Origin of the sequence: Micromonospora foliorum (assembly GCF_022229015.1) — a bacterium.
Lineage (GTDB): Bacteria > Actinomycetota > Actinomycetes > Mycobacteriales > Micromonosporaceae > Micromonospora > Micromonospora foliorum.
This window is the reverse complement of sequence record NZ_JAKKFF010000243.1, coordinates 24920-50241: the sequence shown is the minus strand read 5'-3', so window position 1 is coordinate 50241 and position 25322 is coordinate 24920. Positions and strand designations below refer to the sequence as shown.

22 protein-coding genes are annotated in these 25322 nt (G+C 70.0%); 9 read left to right on the top strand and 13 right to left on the bottom strand.

Annotated features, from left to right (window positions below; genetic code table 11):
- Positions 1 to 71: 71 nt before the first annotated feature.
- Positions 72 to 2966: an ATP-binding protein gene (locus PSH25_RS18405; protein ID WP_238660255.1), complete on the bottom strand. Its 2895-nt coding sequence runs from the start codon at positions 2964 to 2966 to the stop codon at positions 72 to 74.
- A 243-nt stretch (positions 2967 to 3209) separates the two neighbouring features.
- On the opposite strand from PSH25_RS18405, the gene PSH25_RS18400 reads away from it, so the two are divergent.
- The 4 genes from PSH25_RS18400 (at position 3210) to PSH25_RS18385 (ending at position 7538) form a co-directional block, all read left to right on the top strand.
- Complete coding sequence (locus tag PSH25_RS18400; protein WP_238660254.1) at positions 3210 to 4019, top strand: TIGR02452 family protein; 810 nt, start codon at positions 3210 to 3212, stop codon at positions 4017 to 4019.
- Positions 4020 to 4154: 135 nt separating this feature from the next.
- The gene (locus tag PSH25_RS18395) at positions 4155 to 4616 is read left to right on the top strand and encodes a hypothetical protein (RefSeq protein ID WP_238660253.1); all 462 of its coding nucleotides are present in this window, start codon (positions 4155 to 4157) and stop codon (positions 4614 to 4616) included.
- Between the two features lie 185 nt (positions 4617 to 4801).
- Positions 4802 to 5071 (top strand): hypothetical protein, encoded by a 270-nt coding sequence (locus tag PSH25_RS18390; protein ID WP_238660252.1) that lies wholly within the window; start codon positions 4802 to 4804, stop codon positions 5069 to 5071.
- Between the two features lie 268 nt (positions 5072 to 5339).
- A complete protein-coding gene (locus tag PSH25_RS18385) occupies positions 5340 to 7538 on the top strand; it encodes a heavy metal translocating P-type ATPase (RefSeq protein ID WP_372492811.1) in 2199 nt (732 codons plus the stop codon).
- Positions 7539 to 7658: 120 nt separating this feature from the next.
- On the opposite strand, the gene PSH25_RS18380 is transcribed toward PSH25_RS18385, so the two are convergent.
- Positions 7659 to 9653, bottom strand: coding sequence for a heavy metal translocating P-type ATPase (locus PSH25_RS18380; RefSeq protein ID WP_238660250.1), 1995 nt, complete (start codon positions 9651 to 9653; stop codon positions 7659 to 7661).
- Positions 9654 to 9729: 76 nt separating this feature from the next.
- Between PSH25_RS18380 and PSH25_RS18375 the strand changes: the two genes are divergently transcribed.
- Both PSH25_RS18375 and PSH25_RS18370 read left to right on the top strand, forming a co-directional pair.
- A complete protein-coding gene (locus tag PSH25_RS18375; RefSeq protein WP_238660249.1) occupies positions 9730 to 10104 on the top strand; it encodes an ArsR/SmtB family transcription factor in 375 nt (124 codons plus the stop codon).
- 104 nt (positions 10105 to 10208) lie between these two features.
- The gene (locus PSH25_RS18370) at positions 10209 to 11501 is read left to right on the top strand and encodes an MFS transporter (protein WP_238660248.1); all 1293 of its coding nucleotides are present in this window, start codon (positions 10209 to 10211) and stop codon (positions 11499 to 11501) included.
- Positions 11502 to 11516: 15 nt separating this feature from the next.
- Here the strand turns inward: PSH25_RS18370 and PSH25_RS18365 are convergent, their stop codons facing one another.
- From PSH25_RS18365 to PSH25_RS18345, 5 genes are all read right to left on the bottom strand, one after another.
- Positions 11517 to 11783: a cupin domain-containing protein gene (locus tag PSH25_RS18365; RefSeq protein WP_238660247.1), complete on the bottom strand. Its 267-nt coding sequence runs from the start codon at positions 11781 to 11783 to the stop codon at positions 11517 to 11519.
- 155 nt (positions 11784 to 11938) lie between these two features.
- The gene (locus PSH25_RS18360; protein WP_238660246.1) at positions 11939 to 12655 is read right to left on the bottom strand and encodes a cation efflux transmembrane domain-containing protein; all 717 of its coding nucleotides are present in this window, start codon (positions 12653 to 12655) and stop codon (positions 11939 to 11941) included.
- Positions 12655 to 12999 (bottom strand): ArsR/SmtB family transcription factor, encoded by a 345-nt coding sequence (locus PSH25_RS18355; RefSeq protein WP_238660307.1) that lies wholly within the window; start codon positions 12997 to 12999, stop codon positions 12655 to 12657. The genes PSH25_RS18360 and PSH25_RS18355 overlap by 1 nt, the downstream gene beginning before the upstream one ends.
- A gap of 266 nt (positions 13000 to 13265) precedes the next feature.
- Positions 13266 to 13739, bottom strand: coding sequence for a DUF3618 domain-containing protein (locus tag PSH25_RS18350; RefSeq protein ID WP_238660245.1), 474 nt, complete (start codon positions 13737 to 13739; stop codon positions 13266 to 13268).
- A complete protein-coding gene (locus tag PSH25_RS18345) occupies positions 13736 to 14167 on the bottom strand; it encodes a phage holin family protein (protein WP_238660244.1) in 432 nt (143 codons plus the stop codon). Before PSH25_RS18345 ends, PSH25_RS18350 begins: the two co-directional genes overlap by 4 nt.
- A gap of 558 nt (positions 14168 to 14725) precedes the next feature.
- Here PSH25_RS18345 and PSH25_RS18340 point away from each other — a divergent pair.
- Positions 14726 to 15763: a fatty acid desaturase family protein gene (locus tag PSH25_RS18340; RefSeq protein WP_238660243.1), complete on the top strand. Its 1038-nt coding sequence runs from the start codon at positions 14726 to 14728 to the stop codon at positions 15761 to 15763.
- 127 nt (positions 15764 to 15890) lie between these two features.
- Here the strand turns inward: PSH25_RS18340 and PSH25_RS18335 are convergent, their stop codons facing one another.
- Both PSH25_RS18335 and PSH25_RS18330 read right to left on the bottom strand, forming a co-directional pair.
- The gene (locus tag PSH25_RS18335) at positions 15891 to 17366 is read right to left on the bottom strand and encodes a serine/threonine-protein kinase (RefSeq protein ID WP_238660242.1); all 1476 of its coding nucleotides are present in this window, start codon (positions 17364 to 17366) and stop codon (positions 15891 to 15893) included.
- A gap of 169 nt (positions 17367 to 17535) precedes the next feature.
- The gene (locus tag PSH25_RS18330) at positions 17536 to 18252 is read right to left on the bottom strand and encodes a GAF and ANTAR domain-containing protein (RefSeq protein WP_238660241.1); all 717 of its coding nucleotides are present in this window, start codon (positions 18250 to 18252) and stop codon (positions 17536 to 17538) included.
- Between the two features lie 322 nt (positions 18253 to 18574).
- Here PSH25_RS18330 and hflX point away from each other — a divergent pair, with 322 nt between their 5' ends.
- Positions 18575 to 19726 (top strand): GTPase HflX, encoded by a 1152-nt coding sequence (gene hflX, locus PSH25_RS18325; protein ID WP_238660240.1) that lies wholly within the window; start codon positions 18575 to 18577, stop codon positions 19724 to 19726.
- A gap of 141 nt (positions 19727 to 19867) precedes the next feature.
- Here the strand turns inward: hflX and glnA are convergent, their stop codons facing one another.
- The 3 genes from glnA to PSH25_RS18310 all read right to left on the bottom strand — a co-directional run bounded on the left by glnA (position 19868) and on the right by PSH25_RS18310 (position 23217).
- Positions 19868 to 21292, bottom strand: a complete 1425-nt coding sequence (glnA, locus tag PSH25_RS18320; protein ID WP_238660239.1) for a type I glutamate--ammonia ligase — start codon at positions 21290 to 21292, stop codon at positions 19868 to 19870.
- A 181-nt stretch (positions 21293 to 21473) separates the two neighbouring features.
- A complete protein-coding gene (locus PSH25_RS18315) occupies positions 21474 to 22049 on the bottom strand; it encodes a hypothetical protein (RefSeq protein WP_238660238.1) in 576 nt (191 codons plus the stop codon).
- Positions 22050 to 22068: 19 nt separating this feature from the next.
- Entirely contained in the window at positions 22069 to 23217 is a 1149-nt protein-coding gene (locus PSH25_RS18310; RefSeq protein ID WP_238660237.1) for a zinc-dependent alcohol dehydrogenase, read from the bottom strand.
- Between the two features lie 406 nt (positions 23218 to 23623).
- Between PSH25_RS18310 and PSH25_RS18305 the strand changes: the two genes are divergently transcribed.
- On the top strand, positions 23624 to 24439 hold the full coding sequence (locus PSH25_RS18305; RefSeq protein WP_372492810.1) for a SigB/SigF/SigG family RNA polymerase sigma factor: 816 nt from the start codon (positions 23624 to 23626) through the stop codon (positions 24437 to 24439).
- A gap of 124 nt (positions 24440 to 24563) precedes the next feature.
- Here PSH25_RS18305 and PSH25_RS18300 read toward each other — a convergent pair whose 3' ends face one another.
- Positions 24564 to 25322 (bottom strand): GAF and ANTAR domain-containing protein, encoded by a 759-nt coding sequence (locus tag PSH25_RS18300; RefSeq protein WP_238660236.1) that lies wholly within the window; start codon positions 25320 to 25322, stop codon positions 24564 to 24566.

Here is a 25322-nt window from a genome sequence, read left to right as displayed (position 1 = left end):
AACGGCTATGAATCATCCAGTCATGCTCGGCGGGACGAGTGGCCGTCGCTATCCAGCGGATACGTCAATTTTCACGACGCGTCGTCGAGGGAGTCCTCTTCTGCGAACACTCCGGCCTCCACTGCCTTGACCGCGAGCGCGGTCCGGGAGCTCACCTTCAACTTGCGCATCGCCGCACGCAGCTGCTGATCCACGGTGGCCGGTGACTTGGCGAGGATCCGGCTGATCTCCCGGTTCGTCTTGCCGGCAACGACCAGTTGGACCACGTCGAGCTCGCGTGGTGAGAGCTGGTCGCCGTACCCGCGCCGGCCGCCGCGCCACAGTCGCGGGACCTCGGCGCCGTGTTCGCGAAGCCGCTGTGCGACCCGGTCGGCATCGCCGCGGGCTCCGAGCCTGAACAGCTGCTCGTACTGTGCCGCCAGCAGCTCTCGGCCCTGCTCGATCTGGCCGTACGCGATGAGCGCCTCGGCTTGACGCTCCCGGGCGAGCATGGCGTCGTAGGGCCGCGGCAACGCGCTCCAGGCGCGCGCCGCGCGACCGTATGCCGCCGCCGCCCGGGCGTGGTCTCCGGCGGCGGCGAGCAGCAGGGCACGGCATACGGTGAGCGCGGCGCGCGGCGCAGGCGCCGTACGGCCACGCAGCCCTCTGGCGAACTGGCCGCCCAGACGTGTCGCGGCCTTCAGATCCCCTGCGGCGAGGTGCGCCTCGATCCGGGCGGGGACGAGGTCCGTCGCCCAGACCCAGATGCCCTTCCTCTGGACGGTGTCCATCGGCTCGTTCGTGATCTGCAACGCCCGGCTGCTGTTGCCGTCCGTGAGCCACAGTCTGGCCAGCGCGGCGGCAGCCTCCATCGTGTCGTCGGCCGCGCCGAGACGGGCGGACTCCTCGAGGACCAGCCGGAACTGCTCCTCCGCCGCGCGCCGCCGGCCGGCTGCGGCGGCCAGCCGGGCAGCGAGGCGAATGCTGCCGAGGTAGTGCGCCGGCCGGTCCCGGTCGGCGTCAGCGAGTGCCGCGCTCCGCTCCGCGAGACCCTCCCACCGACCGGTGAGCCACGCCAGGTTGGCCTGTTCGAGTCCGACGTTGTGGTGCAACCGGGACGCCTGCTCGGCCTCGGCGAGGCGCATGGCCACGACGAGGTGTTCCTCCGCGTCGGCGTACCGGCCCCAGAGCAGTGCGCCGGTCCCGACATTCGCGTGGATGCGCGCCACGTCGAGACGCTCTGCCGCGGTCGCGCCGTCGACGGGCAGGCCCGCGACGACGTCCCAGGCTTCCTCTTCGCCGAGCATGAGCAACGCCGCGGCTCGGTTGCCGGCCAGGTTCAGCCGCTCCGCCGGAAAATCGAACTCGGCGGTGAGTTCAGCGGCGCGATCCAGCCAACGCCGATGGGTCGACGCCGGCCACGGTCCCGCGTAGGCCCAGCCAAGGTAGGTCATTGCCCGAGCCGCCTCGACCGGGTCATGGTCGAGGTTGGCCACCGCCTGCTCCAGCTCGGTGAGTGCCGCCTGCGCCTCACCCCCGGTGATCAGGAGCCGACCCAGGGGGTTGCGGATCTCGGCCTGCTGGCGGGCGGAGAGACCGGGGGTCTCCAGCACCGAGCGCAGGGTACGGATCACGCGGTGGTAGACCTCGTCGACAGGTTCACGACGGCCCAGCGCGGCAACTCCGGCGACGCGCGCGACCCGTGCCCGATCCACCGGCGCCAGCACGGCCCACGTCAACAGATCGACCAGCAGGTCGACCGCCTTGGTGTGGTCACCCGAGGCCATGGCCAGCTCGGCGCTCTGCTCGGCGTACCGCGCCCAGGACTGCGTTTCGCCCGCCTCACGGAAGTGGTGGGCGAGGCGTGCCACCGGCGGCGGATGGATGTGCTCCAGGGCCCGTCCGGCCAGCAGGTGGAGGTGCCTGCGGTCGGTCAACGGGATCGCCTCGTAGACAGCCGTGGCGGCCAGCACATGCCGGAAGCGCCACCGGCCGCGGTCGTCTCCGTCCAGGACACCGGCGCCGGCCGCCTCCGTGACAGCGCCTCGGCACGCAGCTGGTGACAGACCGGCGGTCATCGCGATCGTGGCCACCGACGACCGCTCAGCCAACGTCGCCGCGGCTCGCAACACCTGCTGCGCCGTCGGCGACAGGCGGCCCACCCGCTCCCGGGTGGAGTCGCGCACCGTTGGCGGCACCTGTAGCTCGCGCAGCTTCAGCCGGACCCACTGTCCGTCGCGGAAGACGAGGTCGGCCCGGTCGCACATGAGGCGAACCGACTCCTCCACGGCCAGCGGAACGCCACCGGTCCGCTCGTGCATGAACGTCGTGAACTCCTGTGATATCGGATTGCCGTCCAGCATCGAGGACACCAGCGCCGCCGTGCCGTCGGGTCGCATGGGCGCCAGGGCGATCCTCAGCTGGGTCACGCCAGCAGGCAACCGGGACGTCAGCCGCAGCAGCAGCGAGCCGTCGTCCACCTCCTCCGGCCGATAGGAGATCACGAGGCTTGGCCCGTGCGACTGCTGTCGGGAGGTGACGAACAGCAGGAACTCCAACGTCACCTCGTCGGCCCAGTGCGCGTCCTCGAGCACGAGAACGTCGACACGCAGAGCCCGCAACAACTCGTCCAGGGCGCGGAACAGGCGATGCCGTGCCGCCTTCGCATCGTCCAGGGGCTGCAACGCGGGCGGCAGGTCCGCAGACCATTCCGGGAACAGGGGCCGTAACGCACCCGCGAGCTCGGTGAGCCGCAGTCGCGACACCGGGCCGCCGATCCCCCGGAACGCGTCGACGATCGGCCCCAACGTCAGCGACTCGCGAAGCGGTGGGCACACCGACACCAAGGCCGTGCGCTGGTCCGGCGCGGCCAGCCACTCTCGCAGCAGCCGGCTCTTCCCGATCCCCGCCTCGCCCTCCACCAGCACGATCGCCGGTGGCCGGGCCACGGCGCCCCGAAGCGCCGCCATCTCCCGATCACGACCCACGAAATGCGGCGTAGAAACGGTCGGTGCGGCGCCGTCCTCGGGCGAGGGGTCGAGCATGCGTGATGATCTCGCTTTTCCCGGCTCGGACACAAGTGCCATCGCGGCGACTCGGCGTTGCGGAATCCTCACCGCGAACGATCTTCTCAGCCGACGGACACCACTAACCCGGTTGCCGGTAGAGGCGGGACTGCCTAGCTTCCTCATCGTGGAGAACAAGGGTCGCAGCGCAGACAGGTGCGCCGGGTGAGCGGTCGTCTTCGCGAGATTGCCCGCCAGACGGTCGCGATCGCTGATTCGGGTCGCTATCGCAATGGCGCCGGTGACGAGGTCGACATCGGCGAGGCGGTACGTGCCGCAGTCGCCGGCACTCGTCTCCACCTGCCGCACGAGGTGCCCGCGGCCGGGAACGCGGAGCCCGGCGGAGGCAGAGCGGAGGTGACGAACGAGTCGACGTTGCAGGCGGCCCGTCGGCTGGCGCCCGGAGCGGCCTGTCTGGTGTTCGCCTCGGCGAAGAACCCGGGTGGTGGGTTCCTGGGCGGAGCGAAGGCGCAGGAGGAGAGCATCGCCCGATCCTCGGCGCTGTACCCGTGTCTCCTTGCCGCCCCGGAGTTCTACGCGTTCCACCGCGAACAGCGGGACCTGCGGTACAGCGACCGCGTCATCTTCTCCCCGGACGTGCCGGTGTTCCGGGACGACAAGGGCAATCTGCTCGACCAGCCGTACACGACGTCGTTCCTGACCGCTGCGGCGCCGAACCTGGGCGCGATCCTCCGCAACCAGCCCGAACACGCTGCGGACGTACCGGCGGTGCTGGCCCGGCGTGCTCGCCGGGTGCTGGAGGTCGCTGCCGCGCACGGACATCGGACGTTGGTGTTGGGCGGGTGGGGATGCGGGGTGTTCCGCAACGATCCCGCTACCGTCGCCGACGCTTTCGTCTCCGCGCTGCGGGAGGTCGATCGCTTCGACCACGTGGTGTTCGCCATCCTCGACAACCTGCCGGGAACACCGGTGTACCGCACGTTCGCGGAACGCTTTACGGGAAGGCCGCGATGAAGGCGACCGAGACCCGCGTTTACCCGGTAACACGTTGCGACGGCAGAGACGGATCGATCGACAGGACGTAGCGGGCGTTAAGGCAGGATGAGATCCATGCCCTCGTCGCGAGATGAAGCTGTGCGGGAGCAGCCGTTGACCACTGACGTGACGCTCGTCCGCATCAACGAAGGTGTCCAACTGCATCATGGTCAGGGCCGGCGTGAGGCTGCCCGTGACGTGTTCACGCAGATCTGGGACGAGATCGGCGGAGAACGAGGCGACCCTCTGCACGTTTGCGTTCTCGCGCACTCGATGGCTGACGTGCAGGACGACGTCGAGCAGGAGTTGATCTGGGATCAACGCGCGCTGGCGGCGGCCGACCTGCTCACCGATGCCCGGTTGGCGCAGGCCGGCCTGCCGATGTCAGTGGCAGCCCTGTATCCGTCGTTGCACCTCAGTCTGGCCGAGTGCTACCGCAAGCTCGGCGAACTCGACCATGCCCGCGAATACCTCCAGCGTGCACAGGCGGGGATCGGCGCGCTCGGCGATGACCAGTACGGGCAGCTGATCAAGGGCGGCCTGGATCGGCTGACCCAGCAACTGACCTCCGGATAGACGTGCGCCGCCGTTGGTCGGCCGGCGGCGTGTTCGCCGGCCGGCCTGCCACGCGACGGCGGAGACCAGTGGGGGCACCTGCTGGGCGGTGACCGAAGCGGGCGGCGCGGGCGAGGATGGGACGGTGGGGTGACATCCGGGATCTGTGGGGAGCGGTCGGCCAACGGTACGCGGACAATGGCGGGATGAAGCGAGAGGTACGCATGATGCGGTTGACCGGGACGCGCGCCAACGGCGCGGTGGCGACGGGCGCGGCGGCTACAGGCGCGCGGGCTGCGGGGGCGGCCTCGCTCGGCGCTCTCGCCGTGGGGGCGGTGGCCGTTGGGGCGGTGGCCGTCGGGGCGCTGGTCATCGGGCGGCTGGCGATCCGCCGGGCGGTCGTGCGGGAGCTGCGCGTCGGCCGGTTGGAGATCGACGAGCTGGTGGTGCACAGCCGGCCCACCACTGCGGGATAACGCACTCCGGCGGCGTCGAGTACGGCGGCCGGCTGGGTCACGGCTTCCGCAACTACGCCGGCATGCCGCCCTGCTTCGTCTACACCTAACGGATGGACATCGGGGAAGAGCCGGCCAAGTTCGTGGCCTCTGGACGAGTCTGCCGACGCGTGGCCTTCTGTCCTGCGCCAATGGCAATGCTGGGTTCGCATGGGTGACGTGTGGAACATCGGCACACCTGGACGGCGATACCCCCCGGGGGTATGTTGAGGGCGAGGAGGCGATGAGCATGTCGCAGGAGGACGAGCACCATCGGTTGCAGCCCCCGGGTGAGACGGTGGACCGACACGGCCATCACGGTGATCACGGAAGCCGCCGAGGGGACCCGGGCGGACAGCCCGTGCAGGCCGGCGCCCACGACGGCCACGCCGGGCATGACAAGCACGCCGGGCACGACCCGGAGATGTTCCGCCGCAAGTTCTGGCTGAGCCTGGCCTTGACGGTGCCGATCGTGCTGACCAGTCACATGGTGATGGGCTGGTTCGGCTATCGGCTGGAGTTTCCGGGTGTCGACTGGGTGGGCCCGGCGCTGGGCACGGTGGTGTTCGTCTACGGCGGGTGGCCGTTCCTGCAGGGCGCGGTGCGGGAGGTCCATGACCGGGCGCCGGGGATGATGCTGCTGATCGCGATGGCCATCACGGTCGCGTACGTGGCCTCGGCGGCGACCGCGTTGGGCGTGTTCGACCTGGACTTCTGGTGGGAGCTGGCGGCTCTGGTCACGATCATGCTGCTCGGGCACTGGCAGGAGATGAAGGCCATCGGTCAGGCCCAGGGCGCCCTGTCGGCCCTGGCCGCGCTGCTGCCCGACGACGCCGAACGCCTCGGCGGTGACGGACAGCCCGAACGGGTGCGGGTCAGCGACCTGCGCGTCGGCGACGTGGTCCTGGTGCGCCCAGGCGGGCGGGTGCCGGCCGACGGGCGTATCACCGACGGCCGCGCGGAGTTGGACGAGTCGATGATCACCGGGGAGTCCCGGCCGGTCGGCCGCGAACGCGGCGACCGGGTGGTGGCGGGCACGGTGGCCACCGACGCGGCCATCCGGGTGCGCGTCGAGGCCGTCGGCGAGGACACCGCCCTGGCCGGCATCCAACGCCTGGTCGCGCAGGCCCAGCAGTCCAGCGGCAGGGCGCAGGTCCTCGCTGACCGGTTCGCGGCCTGGTTGTTCTACATCGCCACCGTCACCGCCGCCGCGACGTTGCTGATCTGGACACTGATCGGCAACCTCGACGAGGCCGTCGTACGCACCGTCACGGTTCTGGTGATCGCCTGCCCGCACGCGCTGGGCCTGGCCATCCCGCTGGTGATCGCCCTGTCCACCGCCGTGGCCGCGAAGGGCGGCATCCTGGTCAAGGACCGCCTCGCCCTGGAGCGGATGCGCACCATCGACACGGTGCTGTTCGACAAGACCGGCACCCTGACCCGCGGCGAGCACGTCGTCGCCGCTGTCGCCGCCACCGACGGCGTCAGCGAGACCGACGTGCTGGCCGTCGCGGCGGCGGTGGAGGCGGACAGCGAACACCCCCTCGCCCGGGCCATCGTCACCGCCGCCGCCGAGCAGGGCGCCCGACGGGCCGCGACCGGTTTCCAGTCGCTGACCGGTCGCGGGGTGCGCGCCGATGTCGACGGCATCAGTTACGCGGTCGGCGGACCCGCTCTGTTGCGCGAACTCGACGCCACGGCACCCAGCGACCTCGACGAGCACCGGGCCGAGTGGTCCCGGCGAGGGGCGGCGGTACTGCACCTGCTGCGCTTCGGCGGCGAGCAGGCAAGCGTCATCGGCGCCCTCGCCCTGGAAGACCAGATCCGCCCCGAGGCGCGCCAAGCCATCGCCGACCTACGCCAACAGGGCATCCGCAAGATCGTGATGATTACCGGGGACGCGCGGCCGGTGGCCGAGGCGGTCGCCGCCGACCTGGGCTTCCGGCCCGGCGAGGACGAGGTGTTCGCCGAGGTGCTGCCCGCCGACAAGGACGAGGCGGTCGGTGAGCTGCAACGCCGAGGCCTGCGGGTGGCCATGGTCGGTGACGGCGTGAACGATGCTCCCGCGCTGGCCCGCGCCGACGTCGGCATCGCCATCGGCGCCGGCACCGACGTCGCGATCGAATCCGCGGGCGTCGTGCTCGCCTCCTCCGACCCGCGCGGGGTCACCGGAGTCATCCGGCTCTCGCGCGCCTCCTACCGCAAGATGATCCAGAATTTGGCCTGGGCCGCCGGCTACAACGTCGTGGCCCTGCCCTTGGCCGCTGGTGCTCTGGCCTGGGCCGGAGTGAGCCTGAGTCCCGCGGTCGCCGCGGTGCTGATGTCCGCCTCCACCATCGTGGTCGCGCTCAACGCCCAACTGCTGCGTCGCGTGCAGCTACGCAACCCGGATCTCAGATCTGGATCGCGGGTTCGCCCCGACGGGTCCGGCGCCGGCACTCCGGCGTGAAGCGCGTGGCACCGCTGCGGCGCAACGTGCCGAGGAGGAGCATCATGATCATGGGTGCGGTGGCGGCGAGGATCAGGCTGCCGGTCGCCACGGGCCTGCGGGCCAGCGGCCGTACGTCTATCAGTGGGCCGGCGGGTTGGGACGTGCGGGCCGCCATGCGGCGTTGCGGAGTAGGCGCAGGCCGTTGAGTCCGACGATGACGGTGGAGCCTTCGTGGCCGGCGACGCCGAGCGGCAGTGGGAGATGACTGAGAAGGTCCCAGCCGGCGAGGACGACGATGAACGTGGCAGCGATGATCAGGTTGGCGGTGACCAGGCGGCGGGCGCGCCGGGAGAGGTCGATCACCGCTGGGATGGCGGTCAGGTCGTCACGGACGATAACGGCGTCGGCGGTGGCGACGGTCAGGTCGGCGCCGGAGCGGCCCATGGCGATGCCGGTGTGGGCGGCGGCGAGCGCGGGCGCGTCGTTGACGCCGTCGCCGATCAGCAGCAGCCGGTGCCCGGCGGTGGTCTGCGCGCGGACGTGATCGACCTTCTGCTCCGGCAGCAGTCCGGCGTGGACTTCGCTGATGCCGGTGTCGGTGGCGATGCGGGCGGCTGCGGTGGCGTTGTCGCCAGTCAGCAGCATCGGTGGGGCTGTCGTGGAGGCGGTCAGCGCAGCGACGGTGGACCGCGCCTGCGGGCGCAGCCGGTCGGTGAGGCCGAGAACTCCGAGGGGTCTGTTATCGGTGAGAACCAGTACCACGGTTTCGCCGTCGTGCTCGAGCGCGGCAACGGCGTCGCGTGCGCGCTGCCAGGCCTGCCGGTCCGCGTTTGGCGGTTCGGTGTCGAGCAGACGGTGTGGGTTGCCGATCTGGACGGTTCGGCCGTCGATGTCGGCGGTGATGCCGAAGCCGGGCGCGGACGTGAACAAGAGGGCGGGTCGCAGTGTCAGGTGGCGGTCGCGTGCGGCGGCGACGATGGCGCGCGCGAGGGGGTGTTCGGACGGGTCTTCGGCAGAGGCCGCCAGAGCGAGGAGCTCCCGTTCGCCGATGCCTGTGTCGGGCAGGGGCCGGATGGTGCTCAGATGGGGCCGGCCTTCGGTGAGGGTGCCGGTCTTGTCGAAGGCGACGCGGGTGGTGGCACCGAGTTGCTCCATCACGACGGCCGACTTGACCAGCACTCCGTGGCGGCCGGCGTTGGCGATCGCCGACAGCAGCGGTGGCATGGTCGCCAGGACCACGGCGCAGGGTGACGCCACGATCATGAAGGTCATGGCGCGCAGCAGGGTCGCCTGCAACTCCGCACCGAACAGCAGCGGGATGACGAACAGCGCGATCGTCGCGGTGACCATGGCGATCGAGTAGCGCTGTTCGATCTTCTCGATGAACAGTTGGGTGCGGGCTTTCGTGGCGCTGGCGTGCTCGACCAGCGTGACGATGCGGGCGACGACGCTGTCGGCGGCGGGTCGGGCGACCCGGACGCGCAGGGCGCCGGTGCCGTTGACGGTGCCGGCGAACACCTCGTCGCCCGGTTGTTTGTCCGCCGGCAGCGGCTCGCCGGTGATGCTGGCCTGGTCGACCTCGCTGACGCCGTCCTGGACGTGGCCGTCGGCGCCGATCCGTTCACCGGGCCGGACCAGGATCACGTCCCCGACGTCCAGATCGGCGGTCGCGACGGTCTGCTCGCCGTCGGCGGTGAGCCGACTGGCGTGCTCGGGGGCGAGGTCGAGAAGCCGGCGCACGGAGTCCTCGGTGCGACGGGTCGCGACCGCCTCCAGTGCGCCAGAGGTGGCGAAGATGACGATCAGAAGCGCCCCGTCGAGGACCTGACCGATCGAGGCTGCCCCGACCGCCGCCACGACCATCAGCAGATCAACATCCAGGCGGCGCTCGCGCAGCGCTTGCAGCCCGGCCCAGCCGGGCTCCCAGCCGCCGCTGGCATAACAGGCGAGATAGAGCACCCACCACACCCAGGCCGGTGCGCCGAGCAGCTGCGCGAGCAGGCCAAGTGCGAACAGCCCTGTCGCTGCGCCAGCCCAGCGGACCTCCGGAACCGACCACCACCAGCCGGCTCGCGTTCGTGTCTGCAGCACCGACCGCGTTGCCGCCGCCCGAGTGCGTTCGTCGATCGTCACGGCCGAAAGCATACCTGCGCATTAACGAAGGTACGCAAGTACGTATTCAGTCGGGTGGTCAGATAGGGTGACAGCCATGCATGAGCAGTTGCCTGACTTCGACATGCCCGACGACGAGCAGGTGGACCTCGCGGCCGAAACGTTCCGGCTGCTCGCCGACCCGACACGGATCAAGATCCTGTGGGCGCTGCTGCAGGGTGAGTCGTCCGTTGCCTGCCTGGCTGACCTCGCCGGAACCTCTCCGACGGCGGTGAGTCAGCATCTGGCGAAGCTACGCATGTCACGGCTCGTGACGGCCCGCCGGCAGGGCACGTTCATGTACTACTCGGCCGCCAACGACCACGTCCGCAAGCTCCTCGCGCAGGCACTGCGTCACGTCGACCACATCGACCCGCAACGCTCCGACGCCGATGGCCAACCGGTCGTGGCTCAGACCGGGCGCCCGGCGTAGGGCGGGCCCGGGCCGCGAGGGGAGCCGGCCGCTCGGCTTGGGGACCGCGAGGCCACGATAGGGCCGGCCATGGGTGATGTCGCCCCGGCAGCATAATCTCCGGCATGTCTGCTGGAGCGAATCGTGTCGACGACGCCGCCGACGCGGGGCACGTGGCCCCCACCACCGGTCGAACCCCGGTGGCGGCGAACACTGGTCAGGCGTGGCGGGTGGTCGTCGGGTTCGGTGTGGTGAGCCTGGCCGCGGACATGGTGTACGAGGGCGCCCGCTCGATCTACGGGCCGCTGCTGGCCTCGTTGGGCGCGTCGGCTGTCGTCGTCGGCCTGATCACGGGCGCCGGGGAGGCCGCGGCGTTGCTGCTGCGTCTGGTGTCCGGCCCACTGGCGGACCGGACCCGCCGGTACTGGACCCTGACGATCGTGGGGTACGGGCTGACCGCGGTCTGCGTACCGCTTCTTGCGGTGACCCCGATTCTGGGCGGCGCCGGCCTGGCGGTGGCCGCGGTGCTGATCCTCGCCGAACGGCTCGGTAAGGCCATCCGCAGCCCGGCCAAGTCGGCACTGCTTGCTGATGCCGCGAGCCGGGTCGGGATGGGCCGCGGGCTGGGCGTGCACAAAGCCCTCGACCAGATCGGCGCGTTCGCCGGTCCGCTGCTGGTCGCCGCGGCCGTCGCGGCGACCGCCGGCGCGCTGTGGCCTGGGCTGGCGGCGCTGACCGTGCCGGCCGTGGTGGCGATGCTCCTGCTGGTCACACTTCGGGCGCGGGCCCGTACCTCTCCGGCAGAACCCGACACCAGCACAAGACCAGGAGCCGCGGCGAAGACTGGTCGGGAATCGCTGCCGGGCAGATTCCACTGGTTCGCAGCGGCGATGGCGGTGTGCACCGCGGGTCTGGTGACCTTCGGGCTGATCGGTTTCCATCTGGTGCGCGCGGGCGTGGTCGCGACCGCGGCGGTGCCGCTGATGTACGCAGCGGCGATGGCCGCCGGTGCGCTCGCCGCACTGCTGACCGGGGTGCTCTACGACAGGGTCGGCCCGTGGGTTCTGGTGGTGCTGCCCGCCATGATTGCCGTTGTGCCGCCGCTGGCGTTCGGCAGTGGCCTGCCGGCGGCGGTGTTCGGAGTCGTGGTCTGGGGCGCTGCTGTCGGGCTGCAGGACTCCACCGTCAAAGCCATGGTCGCCGATCTCGTGCCACGGGAGCGGCGGGCCACCGCGTACGGCATCTTCGCCGCTGTGCAGGGCGCCGGAGCCCTGGCCGGCGGTGCCGCGGCGGGGCTGCTCTACGACCGCTCGGTGCCAAGCCTGATCGTCGCCGTGGTGCTTGCCCAGGCCGTTGCCCTGATCATGCTTGTCGGCGTGCTGGCACGAACCCGCCAGCACCGACGCGACCCCACCTAAATCCCGGCTGCTGCTTCAGGTGCCGCTGGCGGAGGTGTGGGTCATGCGGGGGATGTCGATGTGTTTGGCCCTCTGGTAGTCCTCGTCGGTGACGGGTTCGAGCCAGGTGGTGGGGTCTCTGCCGTCCGGCTTGGCCTCGAGCATGGCCAGGTGGCTCACGAAGGTGTTGGCGGCAGCGCCGGTCGCTACCACCTGGTGACCGGCGGCGAGCGCGGCTTTGGCGATGTCGACACCCATACCGCGCACGGCGCCGGTGACGAACCATACGGCTCTCGTACTCATGTCTTCGGTGTCCTGTCCGCTTCTCGTGACGACGGGGGGTGATCCCGTCTCCGATGCTCTCCAGATCGCTACGATCCATCGAACCCGTGCCGGCGCCGCCGAGACAGTGACTGGCGAATCAGGTAATGACAGGACCTCGCGTCCGCAGGTTCCGCTCAGCGGTTGTCGGTGGTGCAGCACCCGTCGTCGCACCCGTTCGCGTCGGCGTCTGCGACGGGGGAGCGCAGGGCGGCGCCGGGGGCGCAGCAGGTGTCGCCGCGCCAGGCTTCGCGGCCTTCCTTCACCGCGACCGCGGCGATGATCAACGCGGCGGCGGGGTCGGCCCACCACCAGCCGAACAGCGAGTTGACCGCGAGCCCGACCAACAGCACCGCCGAGAGGTACGTGCACAGCAGGGTCTGCTTGGAGTCCGCGACGGCCGAGGCCGACCCGAGTTCGCGCCCGGCACGACGTTGCGCGGCCGACAGGACCGGCATCACCGCCAGGGACACCGCGGCCAGGATCAGACCGATCGTGGAGTGCTCCGCGCGGTCCGCGCCGACGAGCGCGCGCACCGACTCGACGGACACGTACGCGGCCAGAGCGAAGAACGACAGCGCGATGACCCGCAGCGCGGCACGCTCGCGGCGTTCGTGGTCCGGTCCGGAGAACTGCCAGGCCACGGCGGCGGCCGAGGCCACCTCGATGACGGAGTCGAGCCCGAACCCGATCAGCGCGGTCGAGGAGGCCATCCTCCCGGCGCTGATGGCGATGACCGCCTCGATCACGTTGTAGGTGATTGTCGCGGCGACGAACAGGCGCACCCGCCGGATCAGGATCGACCGGCGGGCCGGTGACGGGCCAACCGACACCAGCGGAAGTGGCGCGTTCATCAGCAGCACCCCTCGGATTCAGCGGCGGGGCAGGCGGCTGGATCGACGGCCAGGACCAGGCCGAGGAGGTCTCCGAGGGCGTGCGCGAGGCGGGCGTCAGCCAGTTCGTAGCGGCTACGCCGGCCCTCTGGCACGGCGACGACGAGCCCGCAGCCCCGCAGGCACGCCAGGTGGTTGGACAGGTTCTGCCGGCTCGTGCCCAGCAGGTCGGCGAGGTCCGCCGGGTATCCGGGCCCCTCGCGCAGCGCGAGCAGGAGCCGGGCGCGGACCGGGTCGGACAGGGCGTGACCGAAGCGGGCCAGGACCTGTCCGTGCGTCAGAGTCCCCACCACCTGACAGTACATCATCGGGTGAATAAACTGGATGCTGAACTATCGGTCATGAGCGTTGACGTGGCGCGAACCAATCGTCTTGGTATGCGCGAGCGAGCACGATTTCCGGTCTGATCGGCCAGCACGACGGTGCCGACGCGGCGAACACGGCGAGGGAGACCCCACTGATGAGCCACGACCATGGCCACAGCAACCAGGTGACGGCGACCGGGCAGCACCGCCGAGGCTTGGACCGCCAGAACATCTTGGCCGATTCAGGCTGGTTCTCGGCCAGGCTGCTACCGGGACCGGCGGCGTCGGTAGGCGATGATCACGAGAGTGGCCGCCGTGCTGGTGGCGGCGAGGACCGGTACGGGTTTCGCGCGGACGGAGCTGCCGATTCTGGTGGTCGCGGCGCGAGCGGAGGTGATGAGGGTCGACTCGGCTTTGCCAGTGGTTTGTGCGCCGGCTTGCGCTGAGTCGTGTATCGCGGTGGTGGCCCGTTGGGCTTGCTGCGTGACCGGCTTGGCGCGCTGGGAGGCTTTCTGGCTCATCGTGTGGGCCAGCTGGGTCGCTCTGGTTTTCGCCGACTGGCCGGCTTGGGTGACCCGTTGTCGGAGTCCGCCGGCGGCGGCGGTGGCTTTGGTGCGCGCACGGGTTTTGACGTCGGTCTTGGCAGCCAATGCGGCTACGGTTTCGCCGAGTTCGGCGCGGGTCTGCTGGATGTCACGTCGGGATCGGTCCGGGTCGCTGCTTGCGGGTGGTGTGCTCATGGCTGCCTCCGGCTTGCTGCCCCACGTATCGTCTCGGCGTCGGCTCGTAGGCTGTCTCTGGTAGCTGTGGGTGTGGCGGGCAGGGCCTCACTGACCTTGTTTTTTCCGCGTTGGGCTGCGATGGCGGCGGCGATGGCGAGGATCACCGTGACGATCAGGGTGGCCACGGCGTCGGGCATGATCGCGGCCAGGGTCAGCACGATCGTGGCGACGGCGGTCGCGCCGGCGAAGAGGCCGAGCATGGCGCCGCCGCCGAGCAGCCCGGCGCCGGTGCCTGCGCGTTTGCCCTTGGCGGTCATCTCCGCCCGTGCCATCGTGAGCTCGTCGCGCACCAGCCGGGTGATCTGGTCGGTGGCGCGCTGCACCAACTCGGCGACCGGCGTGTCAGCAGACGCGGCGCCGGGGCTGCCGCTAGGTCGTTCTGGCATCAGTCTCACATCTCTCTCGCCGGACGTGGTCCGAGACGCGCGCGGGGTCAGTTGCGCGGCGGCGCGGGCAGGCTGACGGGAGGTCCCTGCGGCGACGCGTCGATACGTCCGCCGAGCGGCGGAGTGAGGTCAGCGTCGAGCTGGCCAACGACATCTGTCGGGAAGGCGCCATCCTGACTGCGACGGCGGAGCGTGAGTGTGCCCGCCGCTCCGGTCAGCGCTCCGGCCGCGAAGGCAAGGATGAGCGCTCGCCGCGCGGTTGACTTCCTCTTTCGTGCCATGACTACCCCCTGAACCCATCGTGCCTGCATAGTCCTGATTGTCAGGCTCGGCTGACGAAGCCATGGGCCTAATCGGCGGACATGCATGGGCGGAGTCACTCACCCCGGGGTCGTGAGCTGGTTTCCCGGGTGGAGAAGGCGGCTCTGAGGAAGACTGCAGATCAGCGGCGGCGCGCTTGCTCGAGCTCCGCGGGACCACGCGTGAGTTTCGTACCCCGGTCATGGCTGACGGCGGAGTCAGGGAGCTGGTTGCCGTGGCTTACAAGGAGTGGCGACGGTGAGTGATACAGATCTTGACTCCCGCAGTGACCGTGGCAGTGCTTACGCCGACCTGTCCCGTCTGGTCCGCGGCGCGGGTCTCCTCGACCGGCAGCCCCGCCGTTACGCGGCGCGGGGGATGGTGTTGTTGGGTTGTCTCGCGCTGATGGGCGTGGTGTTCGTCCGGCTCGGATCGTCGTGGTGGCAGACGGCTACCGCAGCGGGCGTCGCAGTGCTGTTCGCGCAGCTCGCGTTTCTCGGTCATGACGCCGGGCATCGGCAGATTTTCCGGTCCCGCCGGGCGAACGACGTGGTCGGCTTGGTTTGCGGGAACCTGGTGACCGGGATCAGCTATGGGTGGTGGGTTGACAAGCACAACCGCCACCACGCCCACCCGAACACCGAGGGCCGCGACCCCGACCTCGCGGTGGCCCCGCTGTCCTTCACCCCGGGACAGGCCGCGACGCGGGGCGGCTTACGGGCGCTGTTCGTCCGGCACCAGGCGGCGCTGTTCTTTCCCCTGCTGATGATGGAGGGTCTGCATCTGCATGCCGCCAGCGTCCGGGCGGTCGTTTGCCGCGCCGGACTCAGGCGCCGACGGGCAGAGGCCGGACTGCTCGTCCTGCACTTCGCCGGCTACCTCGCGGCGGTGTTCCTGGTCCTGAGTGTTCCCCAGGCGATCGTGTTCATCCTGGTCAATCAGGCTCTCTTCGGGCTCTACCTGGGCAGCTCCTTCGCCCCGAACCACAAAGGGATGCCCATCCTGACCGAGGCCGACAACCTCGACTACCTACGCCGGCAGGTCCTCACCTCCCGCAATGTGCGCGGGGGCCCGTTCCTCGACGCACTACTCGGTGGCCTCAACTACCAGATCGAACATCACCTCTTTCCCAGCATGCCCCGGGCGAACCTGCGCCACGCCCGGCCACTGGTCCGCCAGTTCTGCATCGACCATGGCATCGCTTACCACGAAACCACCCTGATCCAGTCCTGGGCCCAAGGGCTGGCACACCTGCGGACAATCGGGGCCGGATCGGCCCGACCGGGCACCGATTGAGTCCGTGTCCGCGCGCGGTGCCTCTCCCGGCGGTGGTGCCTCTGGCGCGACTCGACGGCGACCCTCGCCGGGCCGTCGATCGCTCGGTCGGCCCGCAATGTGCCCACTCAGTGTGCGCGTCGTCCGCTCACTGACGGCTCTCCCTTATCTTCGGCACTAACGTGCCGTCCTCGCACCGCGCCCTGATCTCGCTCCTGTTGCCTGCGGACAGCAGCACCACCTGGATCTCCCTGACGGGCCCCGGGTCGTAGTCCCTGAGGCGGTAGCCGGGGGCAGGCTCGACGCTGACAACGCGAGCCTGATCGCCGGTGCAGAGCACAGTCACCACACCACCGAGTGCCCGAAGGGGTGTGCCGGGCTTCGGGGAGGTCGGCGCCGGTGCGGCACTGGACGGCCTCGGCGGTTCCCCGGCACTGGGTGACGTTGTGGGGCCAGGGCTGGTCGAGGGACCGGCTCCGGCGGTAGGCCCAGCCGCAGCGGCCAGCGTGCGGCTTGGTTGTGAGGATGGTGCGGGCTCCGCGGAAGTCTGCCGGGGAGCAGGTGGCTCAGTGGCAGAGGCATCGAAGGCGGCGCCGGGTGGGGTGGCACCGTCACGAGTGGCGACCCCTCCCGATCTGCCATCGGTAGCTGTGAACTGGGGGAGCAGGAGCGAAATGGTCCCTGCCGTCGCCAGCAGTACGGGGATCAACACGGCGTTTCGGCGACGCCGACTGGCAGAGGAAACGGCGGTAGCCGGGGCCGACTCGGGTACCGGCTGCGCTGCCTGCTCCGCCCGCCGCTCGGCGTCATCGGTCAGAGCGCGCAGGGCGGTCGCCACCTCCGCGGCGTCCGGCCGGTCCGCGGGATCCGTGGCGAGGCAACGGTCGAGGAGGCGGTGAACCTCCGGTGACACTCCCTCAATGTCGGGCAGCGGTGCCGGATCGACGTAGACGTGAGCAGTCAACATCTGCGTGGGGGTCTCTGCCGACCAGGGCAGCTCGTTGGTCAGCGTTCGGTACAGCAACAGTCCGAGCGCGTAGACGTCCGAGGCAGGCAGGACGGTGCCACCGGCGAGCCGTTCGGGCGCGAGGTAGGCCGCGGTGCCCAACAGTCGTCCGTCCGCCTCCAACTCCGGACGACCGACAGTGGTGGCGATACCGAAATCGACCACCTTCACACCGGCCGGCGTCAGCATCACGTTGGACGGCTTGATGTCCCGGTGCACCAGATTGCGTTCGTGCGCGGCGGCCAGCGCCTCGGCGACCTGCGCGCACGTCCGCATCGCGGCGGCCGGCGGCAGCGGACCGGTGGCAAGTCGCTGAGACAGGGTCTGGCCGGGCAGCAGTTCCATCACCACGTACGACACGTGACGGCCAGCATCGTCCGTGTGCTCGCCGTAGTCGTACACACTCGTGACGTGCGGATGCCAGAGGCCCGCTGCGGCCCTGGCCTCTGCCCGGATGCGTTGTCGTGCGCCTCGGGCGGAGGCTTGCGTGCCGGCCAGGACCTTGACGGCCACCGCGCGTTCGAGCACGCGGTCCCACGCCCGCCAGACCACCGACATGCCGCCAGCGCCGAGACGGCTCTCGACCTGATACCTGCCGTCCAAGAGATCACCGGCCATCACTGGGACAGCTTGCCAGAGTGGGCCCGCCGCGGCATGGCGACCCGATCCGACGCTGGTCAGAAGCCGTGACGATCAGAGGGCTCGCCGGACGCCCACGGAAGTGGAGGGAGTCGCGGGACGGCCGGCGGTGACAGCGCCGGTGCACTACCGCTGACCAGGTGTCGGCTCACGGCTGCGCGGTCGATGCGGCGCGGGCGACGAGGGCCGCGGCGACGTCTCGCAGTTTGCGGTTGGATTCCTGGGAAGTCTTCGCGAGGATGGCGAACGCCTCGTCGGCCGTGCAGCGCCGCTCACCCATGATGATGCCCTTGGCCTGTTCGATCACCGCGCGGCTTCTCATCGCGGCCTGCATGTGCTGTGCCAGAGTCACCTGGGTGTCGTACAGGTGGGCGTTGGTCATGGCCACGGCCGCGTACTCGGCAAAGGTCTCGGCGAGGGTCACCGCCTTGTCGTCGAAGGCATCGGGCCGGTTGGCGTAGATGTTGAGCGCTCCCGACACGTACTCGTGCATGGGCAGGCCGATCGACAGGGAACAACCCACGCCGGCGGTCAGGGCCTGACGGGCCCAGGTCGGCCAGCGGCTCTCCGCCGCCATGTCGGGCACGTGCACGGTGCTGGTGGCCGCCGCGGCCAGGAGGCAGGGCCCGTCGCCCTGCGTGTACTGCGCTTCGTCGACGGTGAGGGCGAGGGCGCCGGTGAACGCCGCGGTGTGCGCGCCGCCGGCTCCGACCAGCGTGACGGAGACCTCGTCAGCACCCGGAACGGTCCGGGCGGCCACACCGGTCACCCGGGACAGGACACCACTGAAGTCCGTCTCGTTGAACTTGATCCGGCCCAGCTCCGCGAATGCGACGACAGGCAGCATGGGGATCGCGTCGGTCATGGCTGGTGTCCCTCACGAGGGCATGTCACAGACGCTCCAGAGGGCGCCCGGGCACGCGGATCACTGCCGGGCCCAGACCCGTGAACCGCGCCGATTCTTGACGCCGGACCGCCGACACCATGGAGACGTCAGCCGCAGGCGAGGAGCATATCGCCACATCAGGCCCGCGGCTCTCCGAGGACCCTGCCGTACTGGTTCCCGGCGTGGCCGCGACTCGTCGGGCTCGGGCCGCCGACCGTCCAGGGCTGGGAGCGAGCGGCCGGCATGGTCGGTCCGGGCCGGGGTAGGTGACACGCACCCGAGACGAGGTGAGGTGGGGACCATGGCGGGATCGTGGTTGCTGGGGCCGGACGCCGGCGCCCAGGCGGAGCGCCCGACGGCGGTGCTGGTGGCGGTACGCGGCGACGACGGCGCGGCCGACAGCGGACCGGGCTCGCAGACCTCGCTGACCGAGCTGCGCCGGCTCGCCGCCACCGACGGCTTGACCGTCGCCGACGAGGTGGTGCAGAGCCGGCCGCACCCCGACCCGGCGACGTACGTCGGCTCGGGCAAGGTCGACGAACTGGCCGCGCTGGCCGAACGCGCCCACGCCGACCTGGTGATCGCCGACGGCGAACTTTCCCCCGGTCAGGTACGCAACCTGGAGGAACGCGTCGGCGTACGGGTGGTCGACCGCACCGCCCTGATCCTCGACATCTTCGCCGAGCACGCCCGGACCAGCGAGGGCCGCGTGCAGGTGGAGCTGGCGCAGATCGCGTACCAGTTGCCCCGTTTGCGTGGTGGCGGCCGGACCATGTCGCGTGTCGGCGGCGGCCGGACGGCCGGCGGCGCCGGCATGGGTGTCCGGGGCCCCGGTGAGATGCGGCTGGAAACCCAGCGCCGCACGCTGCGCCAGCGAGCCACCCGTCTGCGCCGCAACGCCTCCGAACTCGCCCGGCGCCGCGAGCGCACCCGCAGCCGGCGCGCCCGCAACCAGGTGCCCTCGGTGTCGATCACCGGCTACACCAACGCCGGTAAATCAGCCCTGCTCAACCGCCTGACCGGCGCCGACGCTCAGGTCGAGGACGTGCTGTTCGCCACCCTGGACCCGACCGTCCGCCGGATCAGCACCGGCGACCTGACCTACACCGTCACCGACACCGTGGGTTTCGTACGCCACCTTCCTCACCAACTCGTCGACGCGTTCCGCTCGACGCTGGAGGAGGTCACCCGCAGCGACCTCGCGCTGCACGTGGTCGACGCCTCCGCCCCTGACGCGTTGGACCAGATCACCACCGTGCACGGTGTGCTGCATGAAATCGGCGCGCGCGACGTTCCCGAACTCCTGGTCCTCAACAAGATCGACGTAGCGCCGTCGGAGTGGGTGGACGCGCTCTGCCGGGTCCACCCGGACGCCGTCGCGGTCTCCGCGCGCACCGGAGCCGGCATCGACCACCTCCGGGCCGAGATCGCCCGGCGGGTACGGCACCACTGACCCGACCGCCCCGGTTCCGGGTCGGACCACGGCGGCGGGACCGGGTCGTCCACTCCGACGGCCGGCTCTGCCGCCGGTGCGCCGCGAGGTCGCGCTTCGCCGCCGAGACCACCGCCGGCCGGGGCCTCGGCGTCGGGCGGCTCAGCAGTCGAAGTAGAGCGCGAACTCGTGCGGGGTGGGGCGCAGCGTCATGGGCTGGACCTCGTTGGTGCGCTTCCAGTCGACCCAGGTGGAGATGAGGTCGGGGGTGAAGACGCCGCCGTCGAGCAGGTAGTCGTGGTCGGCCTCGAGGGAGTCGAGCACGGCCGGCAGGGAGCCGGGGACCTGCTTGACGTCGCCCCACTCCTCGGGCGGGAGGTCGTAGAGGTCCTTGTCGATCGGCGTCGGTGGTTCGATCTTGCTCTTGATGCCGTCGAGGCCGGCCATCATCATGGCGGAGAAGGCCAGGTAGACGTTGGCCGACGGGTCGGGGACGCGGAACTCGACGCGCTTGGCCTTGGGGTTCGCGCCGGTGACGGGGATGCGGGTGCAGGCGGATCGGTTGCGCTGGGAGTAGACCAGGTTGACCGGTGCTTCGAAGCCAGGTACGAGGCGGCGGTAGGAGTTGATCGTGGGGTTGGTGAAGGCCAGCAGCGACGGGGCGTGGTGCAGCAGGCCGCCGATGTACCAGCGGGCCATGTCGGACAGGCCGGCGTAGCCGGTCTCGTCGTAGAACAGCGGTTCGCCGTTGAGCCAGAGGCTCTGGTGGGTGTGCATGCCGGAGCCGTTGTCGCCGAACAGGGGCTTGGGCATGAACGTGGCGGTCTTGCCGTTGGCCCAGGCCTCGTTCTTCACGATGTACTTGAACAGTTGGAGTTGGTCGCCGGCGTGCAGCAGGGTGGAGAACCGGTAGTTGATCTCGGACTGGCCGGCGGTGCCCACCTCGTGGTGTGAGCGTTCGACGTTGAAGCCGGTGTCGACGAGGCGGCGCACGATCGAGTCACGCAGGTCGGCGTAGTGGTCGACCGGGGGGACGGGGAAGTAGCCGCCCTTGTAGGCGGTTTTGTAGCCGCGGTTGCCGCCGGGCTCTTCGCGGCCGGTGTTCCAGGCGCCCTCGATCGAGTCGATGTAGTAGAACGACTGGTGCGCCGAGGTTTCGTGGCGGATCGAGTCGAAGATGTAGAACTCCGCCTCGGCGCCGAAGTAGGCGGTGTCGGCGATGCCGCTCGCCGCGAGGTACGCCTCGGCCTTCTTCGCCACGTTACGTGGGTCGCGGCTGTAGGCCTCGCGGGTGAACGGGTCGTGGATGAAGAAGTTGAGCGCGAGAGTCTTCTGCGCGCGGAACGGGTCGATGAACGCGGTGGCGACATCCGGGAGCAGGAGCATGTCCGACTCGTGGACCGTCTGGAAACCGCGGATCGACGAGCCGTCGAACGCGAGGCCGTCGGTGAAGAGGTCGTCGTTGACGGACTCGACCGGCAGGTTGAAGTGCTGCATCACGCCGGGCAGGTCACAGAAACGAACGTCGACGAACTTCACGTCCTCGTCCTTGAGGTACCGCAGAAGTTCCTCGGAGTTGGCAAACACGGGTCCCCCCGACGGCGTGGTTCGATCACAGGCCGGACCGACGGCCGGTCCGGTCGGCGCACCCATGCTTCGACGGTACGACGGCTCGCCCGGCGGCGTCGCCGTTCCGTCCGGCTTCGCCGTTACGTGGGCGGACGCGACCCGCACCCGACCTCGACCAGCCTCACCCGGTTAGGCCCACTTATCGCCGCCGGCGGCCGGCGACTCGGCGGAGGGCCAGATAGACAGCACCTCCGGCCAGCACCCAGGGCGCGGCGACGAGGACCGGGTCGAGTAGGTGGTGTCCTCGGTCGACCCGCTTGCCGCGCAGCCGTGACGGCAGCCCGTGGTGAGTGAATTCGCTCAGGACGCCGGTTTCGGTGATCGGGTTGTCGGGATGGCGGGTCAGGAACGAGGCGAGGGTGCTCTCGACCGCGTCCACCCGGTCGGCGGCGAGCAGGAGCAGCCAGTGGGCGGCGCGGCCCTCGCTGTAGGCGCGGTAGGAGTACCGGCGGATCATTCCGGAGAGCCCCTTGGGTGGGCACGAGGTGCCGAAGACCGGGGTGAGGAACTTGTGCTCGATCGATCTCTCCCTCGGCCACTTCTCTGGCTGCCGCTCGGGGAACTCCCAGCGGGCGCCGTTGAGGGTCGGGTCGAACCGTTCCTTCGGCACCGAGGGTCGGTCCTTCGGGTCGAGGTCGGCGCCCCACCCGGGGATTCGGGTACGCAACTCGTCGCTGGATTCGGCCAGTTTCGGCTTGTCTGCTGTGTAGGCCATGGTCGGGCTCCCGGTCGGGTCAGGCGGGGTTCGGAACGATCAGCGGCTTGATGCAGCCGTCGAGCTTGGCGGAGAAGATGTGGTACGCCTCGGCGATGTGCTCCAGCGGAATCCGGTGGGTCACGATGTCGCTGGGCTTGAGGTAGCCGTTGCGGATGTGCTCGAACAGGCGCGGCCACTGCCGCTTCACCGGGCACTGGTTCATCCGCAGGGTCAGGCCCTTGTTCAGCGCGTCACCGAACTTGACCGCGCTGAACATCGGCCCGTACGCGCCCATCACCGAGATCGTGCCGCCCTTGCGTACCGAGTCGATCGCCCAGTTGAGGGCAACCGGGGAGCCACCCTGCAGCTTCAGCTTCGCGGCAGTGACGTGTTGCAGAATGTTGCCGTCGGCCTCCGCGCCGACGGCGTCGATAACCACGTCGGCGCCCAGGTGGTCGGTGATTTTCTTCAGGTGTACGACGATGTCGTCGTACTCCCCGAAGTTGTAGGTCTCGGCGTGGGCGAACGACGACGCCTTCTCCAACCGGTAGTCGAGGTGGTCGATGACGATGACCCGACCGGCGCCCATCAGCCAGGCCGACTTCGCGGCGTACAGGCCCACCGGTCCGGCACCGAAGACCACGACCACGTCACCCTCGACGATGTCGCCGAGCTGCGCGCCGAAGTAACCGGTGGCGAGCGCGTCGGTGAGCAGGACCGCGTCGTCGTCGTCCATCCACTCCGGGATCAGACTCGGGCCGATGTCGGCGAACGGCACCCGGACGTACTCGGCCTGACCGCCGTCGTAGCCGCCGCAGGTGTGCGAGTAGCCGTAGATGCCGCCGACGGCGGTGGCGTTGGGGTTGACGTTGTGGCAGTTGCTGAACAGCCCTCGGGCGCAGAAGAAGCACGAACCGCAGTAGACGTTGAAGGGCACCATGACCCGGTCACCTGGCTGGACGTTCCGCACCGACGGACCGATCTCGTCGACCACGCCGACGAACTCGTGACCGAAGGTCATCCCGACCCGGGTGTCGGGCATCATTCCGTGGTAGAGGTGCAGGTCGGACCCGCAGATCGCCGCACGGGTCACCTTGATGATCGCGTCGTTGGGATGCTCGATGGCGGGACGGTCCTTCTCTTCCACCCGCAGGCGGTACGGACCGCGGTAGACCATTGCTCGCATTGACTGCCTCCTGGACCGAAGGGCCGGCGGATGTGTTGCCCCGGGTCCCGTCCGAAGCACCGCGAAAATCGGTACCCCTGTCTCTTGCCGACAAACCGGCGCCGCGATGAGCGGTGACTCAGCCAACCGGCCGGCCGTACCGGAGCGGTAACGGGCGCACCGGTGGCAGAACCGCGCCGGCCGTTCTAGGCTCTTCTCTGGGTCAAGCCACGTGCCCGACACGATCCCGAGTCTCGGGGAGTCCGCACGTGACCGACGATCCAGTAACCGCAGCGGCCGTGAAGGCCCACCTGATGTCGATCGACACAGGTTTGCGGACGGCTGGCGGCCCGCCCGGTCTGGGCACGGCGCGGCATCCCCACACGGGAGTCCCGACGACACCCACATCGGACAGCAGAGGGAGCCCATGACCATCACCTCGACGGGTCGGCTCGAGCCGACGAACAGCCCGGCTGACCGGTGCACCACGCCTGAGTCGGCGGCCAGCCACCTCCTCGCCCTGATGGTCGCGCTGCCGCCTGGTCATCCGTCCAGGCCCGCTGCCCGGGCCCGGGCCATCGAGGCATGGCTCCCGCTGGCCCATCACCTCGCTCGGCGCTACAGCGGCCGCGGCGAGCCGAACGAGGACCTGACCCAGACGGCGGCAGTGGGGCTGATCAACGCGATCGACAGGTTCGACGCGTCGCGTGGGATCGAATTCGTCAGCTACGCGGTCCCCACGATCGTGGGGGAGATCAAGCGCCATTTTCGTGACCGCACCTGGGACGTCCGTGTTCCGCGGCGGCTGCAGGAGCGGCGCATGGCCATCGGCGAGGCCAACAACAGCCTCACCCAGTTGCTGGGTCGCTCGCCGACCGTCGCCGACATCGCCCGACATCTGGACCTCACGGAGGAGGAGGTCCTCGAAGGGCTGGAAGGCGCCCGCGCCTACAACGCGGTCTCACTGTCCACCCCGTTCGGCGATGGCACCACGTCCAGGGAGTTGGGCGACACGCTCGGCGGCGACGACAACGAACTCGCCCTCGCCGAGCTGAAGGTGGCTCTCGCATCGACGCTCGCGCGCCTTGACGACCGGGAGCAGAGGGTCATCGCACTGCGCTTTTACGGCAACCTGACGCAGCAGGAGATCGCCAAGCAGGTCGGAGTGTCACAGATGCACGTCTCCCGGCTGCTGACCCGCGCGCTGGCCAAGCTGAGGGTGCAGTTGGCTGCCACCCCCTGAGGGGCGAGCCGGTGTCCTGCGGCGGTCGGTGGATCCGGCCGCCGCAGGCCGACGGCGCCCTCGCCGTGCCGGAACGGCAGGGTGGCGCCGATGAGGGTGTGACCTCGGCAGCTGGTCCAGTGCCCTAGGTTCCGGGTATGGGCCGGTCGTCCTGGTGTCTGGTGAGGGCTGCGGCCTCGATGAGCGATCTGCCGGTTTCGGCCGCCTTGACCCGCAGGATCAGGTAGGCGTCCTCGGCCGTGCTGCGTCGCTGGTGCATGATCATGCCGAGGGCCTGCTGGATGACGGCACGCACGGCGAAGGCTTCGGTGAGTCCGCTGATGAGCTCCTCGGTGCCCGGGTCCGACGACTGTGGATCCGTGGCTCGGGTGGGGGTGCGCTCCGGGTCGTACACCGTCCAGACTCGGGTGATCAACGGTGCCATCGCGTCCGGATCATGGCCATAGAGGTTGAGCGCGGCGACGGGCACCCCGGCACCGGCGAACAGCGGGATGGACAGCGATGCTCGCAGACCCAGGCCCAGCGCCGCCTCGCGGAACCCGGGCCAGGCCATGGTCGCCGCGATGTCCGGTACGGCGACGGGCACACCGGAGTCGAGCGTTTCCAGGCACGGCCCGGTCTGGTCGGCGTACTGGGCGCGGTCGACAGCGAGTGCGACCTCGCTGCTCATGGCGACCGTTGTCGGCGCGTCGCCGCGCGTCCGGGTGACCGACGCATAGCTCACCGGAGCCACGAGGTCAGCGGTCAGCCGCACGATCCGCTGCAGCAGATCATCGATCAACGACGCGTCGCTCGGGGTTTCGGCGAGACGGACCAGCGCACCCGCGAGCGAGCCACGTACCTCCCGTCGGTTTCCCGCCGGTGAGGACGGTGGCTTCGCCAT